At 31.8% G+C, this 6,023-nt stretch carries 7 protein-coding genes; 6 read left to right on the top strand and 1 reads right to left on the bottom strand.

Annotation, left to right across the window (positions count from 1 at the left end; translation table 11 throughout):
* The first annotated feature begins 329 nt into the window (after positions 1-329).
* From BM211_RS22720 to BM211_RS22710, 3 genes are all read left to right on the top strand, one after another.
* Entirely contained in the window at positions 330-1,223 is an 894-nt protein-coding gene (locus tag BM211_RS22720; RefSeq protein WP_090999722.1) for a mechanosensitive ion channel family protein, read from the top strand.
* Between the two features lie 153 nt (positions 1,224-1,376).
* Positions 1,377-2,174, top strand: coding sequence for a hypothetical protein (locus tag BM211_RS22715; protein WP_090999720.1), 798 nt, complete (start codon positions 1,377-1,379; stop codon positions 2,172-2,174).
* 27 nt (positions 2,175-2,201) lie between these two features.
* A complete protein-coding gene (locus BM211_RS22710; RefSeq protein WP_256217193.1) occupies positions 2,202-2,345 on the top strand; it encodes a group II intron maturase-specific domain-containing protein in 144 nt (47 codons plus the stop codon).
* Positions 2,346-2,616: 271 nt separating this feature from the next.
* On the opposite strand, the gene BM211_RS22705 is transcribed toward BM211_RS22710, so the two are convergent.
* A complete protein-coding gene (locus tag BM211_RS22705; RefSeq protein WP_090999718.1) occupies positions 2,617-3,192 on the bottom strand; it encodes a hypothetical protein in 576 nt (191 codons plus the stop codon).
* Between the two features lie 611 nt (positions 3,193-3,803).
* Here BM211_RS22705 and BM211_RS22700 point away from each other — a divergent pair.
* The 3 genes from BM211_RS22700 to BM211_RS22690 all read left to right on the top strand — a co-directional run bounded on the left by BM211_RS22700 (position 3,804) and on the right by BM211_RS22690 (position 5,819).
* Complete coding sequence (locus BM211_RS22700; RefSeq protein ID WP_090999717.1) at positions 3,804-4,439, top strand: hypothetical protein; 636 nt, start codon at positions 3,804-3,806, stop codon at positions 4,437-4,439.
* 250 nt (positions 4,440-4,689) lie between these two features.
* Positions 4,690-5,016, top strand: a complete 327-nt coding sequence (locus tag BM211_RS22695; protein WP_090999726.1) for a hypothetical protein — start codon at positions 4,690-4,692, stop codon at positions 5,014-5,016.
* Positions 5,017-5,339: 323 nt separating this feature from the next.
* The gene (locus BM211_RS22690; protein ID WP_090999715.1) at positions 5,340-5,819 is read left to right on the top strand and encodes an Imm30 family immunity protein; all 480 of its coding nucleotides are present in this window, start codon (positions 5,340-5,342) and stop codon (positions 5,817-5,819) included.
* The last annotated feature ends 204 nt before the right edge of the window (positions 5,820-6,023 follow it).

The raw sequence follows: 6,023 nt of genomic DNA, 5'->3' as shown, positions 1-6,023 counted from the left end.
AAGAAGTTAGGTGGGAGATAAACTGCCCGTAAAAGCCCGATTGGTTCAACTAATAATCAGTGGGGGATGAAGAAAACCCCCACTGATTAAAGTTTCACTTTATTCTGTTGCTTTGAAATAAAGTCGTACCGTTTATAAAAAAATTGCACCTTTATACCCCTTTAGATAATCTAAAGGGGTATATTTATAGTAAAAAGGAAAAAAACTTCTGAAATTGAAAGGTAGATTAAGGAACTGTTGAGTGACAATAAGCTATTTCGTTAAAGGGTCATATTTTTGAAGATGAACTGGGAATAAAAATCAAAATACATAGTTAAGGAAGTGGATGGATGAATTTATTAACTGTTACTGAGGAATTTTTTAATTATGTAAGGGAGTTTTTACTTTTAAGATTTATACTATTTGCTTTGGTCCTCATGACTTTTTCCTTTGTCATAAACCGTATTATTGATTGGTTCTTTAAGAAGTCAAGCTTTTTTGATGAAGAAGTAGAACAGACGATTCAAAGTGTAATTCGATCAATTCTTAGGTATGGAATTGTAATCAGTCTTGTTTTTTATCTAATTAGTCAATTTGTAGATATAAAAGGTATTCTTGCAGGTGCAGGGATTGCCGGAGTTGCCGTCGGTTTTGCTGCACAACAGATGCTAAAAGATGTTATATTAGGGTTCGCAAGATTAACGGACAAAGAATTTCGTGTCGGCGATTTTGTTACTTTTAACGGAACAAGCTCAGGTACCATTGAGGAAATTGGTATTCGCTTTATGCAAATTCGTGAATGGTCGGGAAAACTCCTTACAATCCCACATGGAGAGATTAGAACGATACAAAATTTTAATAAAGGCTGGATGCGGATTATTGAACGGATTACGGTAAGTTATCAGGAAGATCCTACAAAAATAAAGGAATTGTTAGAAAATGTATGTGTTATCTGCAATGAAAAATTGGATCAAAGCCTATATAGGATAGAGAACGAGGTTGTTGAACCATTTCGGTATATTGGTGTTACAGACCTAAATCCAAATCTTAAATATGTTGGGTACGAATTTTGTATTGTAGGTTTGGTTAAACCTGAAGAGTATTTTGAAACTTCCAGGCAAGTAAGGTTTGAACTAATGTCTATCTTCCATAAGAATCAAGTGCAAATGCCTGCAGCAAATATGTTCGTTCATACTGAAACATTACAGGAGATTCCTGAAGGGCAGCTTTCGTCAGGTAGGTAAAGAAAATTAGCTGATTGGAAATTATAATTAGAATTTTGGTTTGTAGACCGGCAGATTTCGATGAGCTTAAGGGGTTAAACAATGCCTCCGAAAAAAAGTAACTTCCGCACTCGTTAAATGTATAATTTGTTATAGGAAGCAGGTGAACTCGGGATGAAGAAAATAATAGCGGCTGTATTTATAGTAGGGTTTAGCATAATACTACTATATTTATTCACTGATTTTTTTACAAAAATAAAAGTAAAAAAACCAGTTGGCAATTATTTATCGGAGCATTATGGGATAAAAGATGGAGATTTTAAAATTCTTTCTGCTTATGAAAATTTGCTTGCAGGTGTGGATATTGAAACTTATATAGAAATAAAACAACCGTATCACACGACTACTCATGTAGGAGTGGATCCGAATTCATATGAGATAGATGAAGAGGAAGGTAAGGAGGTTTTTTTAGACATATTCAAAGGGGCTTATATTCAACAACATAGTGATGTTTTGAAACAATCAGAGAAAATAATTAAAAAATATAAGTTGTTGAGCGAATCCCCCGATGCATATCAAATAAGTAGAAAAAATTTCTATTATTATTTAAAGTTTACAATAGACGAGCAACAAGCGAAAGAATTGCTTATAGAATTTAAACAAAAACAAAAATTAAACACAAAAAAAATAATTAAAACTTTAAACATTAGTGAATCTAAAATCAATACCCATTATGAAGGCGTTATAAATTTTCATTTTGATTATGAAGTTGAAAAAGGTAAAGGGAATATTCCTGATATCCAGAGTATTATGAATGATTATGAAAAGAGTAATGTTTTAACAGAAGGGATTTATAGTATAGAGCTTCAACCTAGAAATCCTGAAGAAATATTAGATGGTGATTCAAGTATTATTGTGTTTAGCGTGGATCAATCAGGGGAATTTCAAGTAATAAAAAAGTTGATTAGATAGAATAATTTGTATTTACAGTTGGATGATATGGTGAAAGGTTTAAATCGAATCTTACAAGGATTCAAGAACTATTATAACCTATCACCAATTGGACAGAGGTGGCTTGGCAAAAAAGATTGGTACGTTCTAGAGCGACTCAATCTTTTTTTGGAACAAGAAAAGAAATGGTAAAGCCATCTCTTTTCTGTTTCAATTTTCTACTCTACACTATCAATCCCTATTTTAAGTTATCAAACTTTGTTTTAAACTAAACGATCAATCTTTTTACAAAGGTCAAGTAAAATATATAAAAGCATCTATTTTTATATATTTTATTTTAATATTAAGTTGGGAACTTTGTGTCTTACTATCATTTAGTTATTTTATATGGAGTTATCGAGTAGGTAGATTTGTGTCACTTTTATTGTATATTTTGTTTAGGCAGCACCCATGCTCATCAACTTTAAGGGATTGATGGATACCAAGAAAATTTTGTATCACTATCAAGTGGTTTATTCTGAGTTTCCTTTTTAATTAGGCTGAACCATTCGTTTAATATTTGAGATTTTGGTAATTGTGAGGCGGGGTCGTCTTCCCAAATGATATGTGAAAACCAGGCCTTTGTTTCCCATTCAAATTGCAGTTCTGCAAACGAGATTGTAGGATGGTCCGCTTCGTGAAATTGCAGGTTTACTGCATCTGAAACTTCCGAAGCTTGTGGTAACAACTCATTCTTAATTCTATTTTTAATCGTCTGATTTTCTAGCTGATTCCAGAAATACAATTGCCCGTTAATTTGATAAAAAATATCAAAAGAAGCCTCTCCTTTTTTAAAATTAACCAAAACAAAAGCGCGTTCCACATTATTGTCGGCGGCTTTTACAGTACTGACAATTAAATTTTGTGCCATTGATACCCAAAAACTATTAGCTTCTTCTATTGGAGATTCAACATATAATTCTTCATTTAATTCATTGAGGGTTACCTCTCCATTGTTTGCTTGTTCTACTTTTTTGAAAAATCTACTAAAAAAGCCCATAATTTCCCCTCCACGTTGTCATTTTCTCATTTTGTATTTCAATAATTAGGTAATAATTAATGCTATTGCCACTGTAATCATATCATTTTCAGATGGGTTATGAAACCGAGCTAATGAATGGAGTTTGTCCTGTTTGCGTCAATGTACAACAACAGATGCATGCTATTGTCGTGGATTCAAATTTCCTTAAACCGATGTCAGAAAATGAAAACCCCCACTGATTAAAGTTTCACTTTATTAAATGAAATAGTAACTGAAGTAGGTTACCAGGATGTTGCGATTTGAATAGGGAATTTGTTAATAGGAATTAACAGAAAAAGAAGGTATAAATTGAGAAAAAATCTAAGAGATGTTTTTAAAGGTAACTGACAAACAGGCTTATTCCAACTTGAATAATGAGGAGGAATAAGCCTTTTTTATGGCCAAAAACAAAGGAGGAAAAGGAAAATTTGACGGATGAAACGAGGGGGATCTGAAATAAAATTTAATCGCTTATAAGAAAGATTAACCGTTTCTAAAAAAGTTGCACCGTTGTACCATCTGGATTTAGTATTTATACTACGCCCTAGGGCATTAATTATGAATAACAAAATTTAATTAGGTAGGTGTGAATGATGGTAGATAAAGTGGATGATTTTTGCTTCTCTGAAAAATATGATTGTTGGGATGGATCTATAAACGTAAATTGTTCTGCTTCGTTTTTTGGACAAACTAAAATTGAGTTAGGTGGGTATTTAGAAAGTAATCAACCTTTAACAAAAGAAGCTTATAATACGCTATGTTATGTAAAGGAACACTTTGATATTGTTTATGAAAATATACTAAAGGGTCTATTTGAATTGCAATTGAAAGGTTTCATGAGTTACGAGATATATAATGAAAATGATTATTCCTTTAGTCCTATTACTTTTAATAGTATGGAAGAAATTCATCCTTATTTAGGGACTCCTACATTTGAGATTTTACCTAACTATACGAAGGACAACTATGCTTACTTTGCAATTTCATTTCATGATGAAGGTTGCTTGTTATCTATTGAACATGGTCTTATAGCTTTATTTTTTAAAAATGACATGATTCATTTTGAACCTTCTGATTCGTATTTTGTGCTTGAGATGCTTATGGATTACGAGGAAGATTGTACAAAGTGGGAAAAAGATTTTTGGTTAGTGTGTCATGAACTAGCTAGGAACAACTCACTTGAAGATAAAGAATTGTTTAGAGCTAAGTGGTTGAAGGGTAAATAACTCTTTCTTTCTATTTCATTTTAGCATTCTAGGTTTCTCCTTTTTTAATAAATTTTATAAGTTCGTTTCCCGTTTGATAACGAACTTTAAATTCCTCAGCGAATAAATCATTCGGTATAACATTTAGTATTTCTAGGAATTTTCCATGCTACGCTTAATGATTTGTATGGATGGTACGGGGGGAATAGTTTATCAGGAGAGCCGATACTAGATGTTTTCTTTTTTTAAGGAGGGTTTTAAGGTGCATTGTATGTCCTTAATAGTTAGACCAGATAAGAATATTGTTAAGTACATTACTTCTTTAAGAAAATTTAGTCATAAACCAATTCGTGAGCTGAAAAGAAATATAGAAGATGAAACTCCAGTTTTAAAGTTTAGTTATTATGATACAGAAGAATTGATTAAACTTAAAAATGTTGTTGTTAATTTGAACGAATTGGGTGCAGAAGTAAGAATTCTTGAGGAAGAAGATAGACAGATCTCTCTTGAACTGTTGAGCAACTTAATTGAAACGTATAGAGAAATAGCGAGAGAAAGAGAAGACTTAGATGATAGAATATTAGAAGACACTGAATAGAAAATCTTTGATAACAAATGAATAAAGATACTTAATAATTTTGTGAAATATGTCCTTTGTAAAGGACATTCAAAAAGTTAGGCAGTTTTAAAAAGATGCCTTTTGTATTGTGGTATTCCCCCTATGGTAGATAGTTGAGAGAAAGTTACTGTACTGTGTTTATTATGGAGGGGATTTTTTTATGGGAAAAAGAAGATCTTTTGCGATTGACTTTAAAATGAAGGCTATTGATTTCGTAGAACATTATAGTTTGTCATTTCATGTGTCTTATGTTTTTCAATAATATCTGACTTCGTTAATTTTTTAAAAGGGGGAGTTTTCATATGGATACTAGGTCTGAAATCAAGAGATTATATAATTGTAGATTTTTAAAAAATCAATCAGAATGTGAAGAGTTTGACGGTGCGTTAGAAAGCTTAGCAGATTATGATGATGAGAAGCTTATTAAAGACTTGTGTATGATATTTGATGATGAAACACAAGAGGAAGAAGTTATGTTTGGTCTAGTTCATTTTATTGAAAGTTTTGAAATGGAAAAATATCTAACAGAGATGCCTAGAGCTTTACCAAAAATGGTTGAGAGTGCAAAAGAGTGGGCAATGCTACTAAACATAAGAATTTTAAATAATGATTTATATAGAAGTGAGTATGCTAAAATTCTTGTAGGAATGAATAGTGATATAAAATTAACAGTAATCAATTTGCTTAATGAAATTATTTCTGACGATCCTAAAAGATTCGAGGGCGTTGCTAATGAAATTCTTAGTAAATTAAAAGAGGCTGATGAAAATTCTTTCATATAGAATAAAAACCGATTTGATAAATTAGTGTCATTTCGGTTTTTTGTTGTCTTTTTTGACACGTGATATCTGTATCAAATGTGTTTGTACCACCACTGAAGAAACCAACTTTAAAATGGTATGAAACGACTCAATACAATCATTGCGAGCATTATAAGATGAAAGATAGCGCAGCAGGTGTAACTGAATGAAGTAGAAAGTGAGGAA

Origin of the sequence: Bacillus sp. 491mf, from assembly GCF_900112415.1 — a bacterium.
In the GTDB taxonomy this organism is placed as follows: domain Bacteria; phylum Bacillota; class Bacilli; order Bacillales; family Bacillaceae_G; genus Bacillus_A.
Note: the sequence above shows the minus strand (reverse complement) of the source record. Positions and strands in the feature narration are given on the sequence as shown.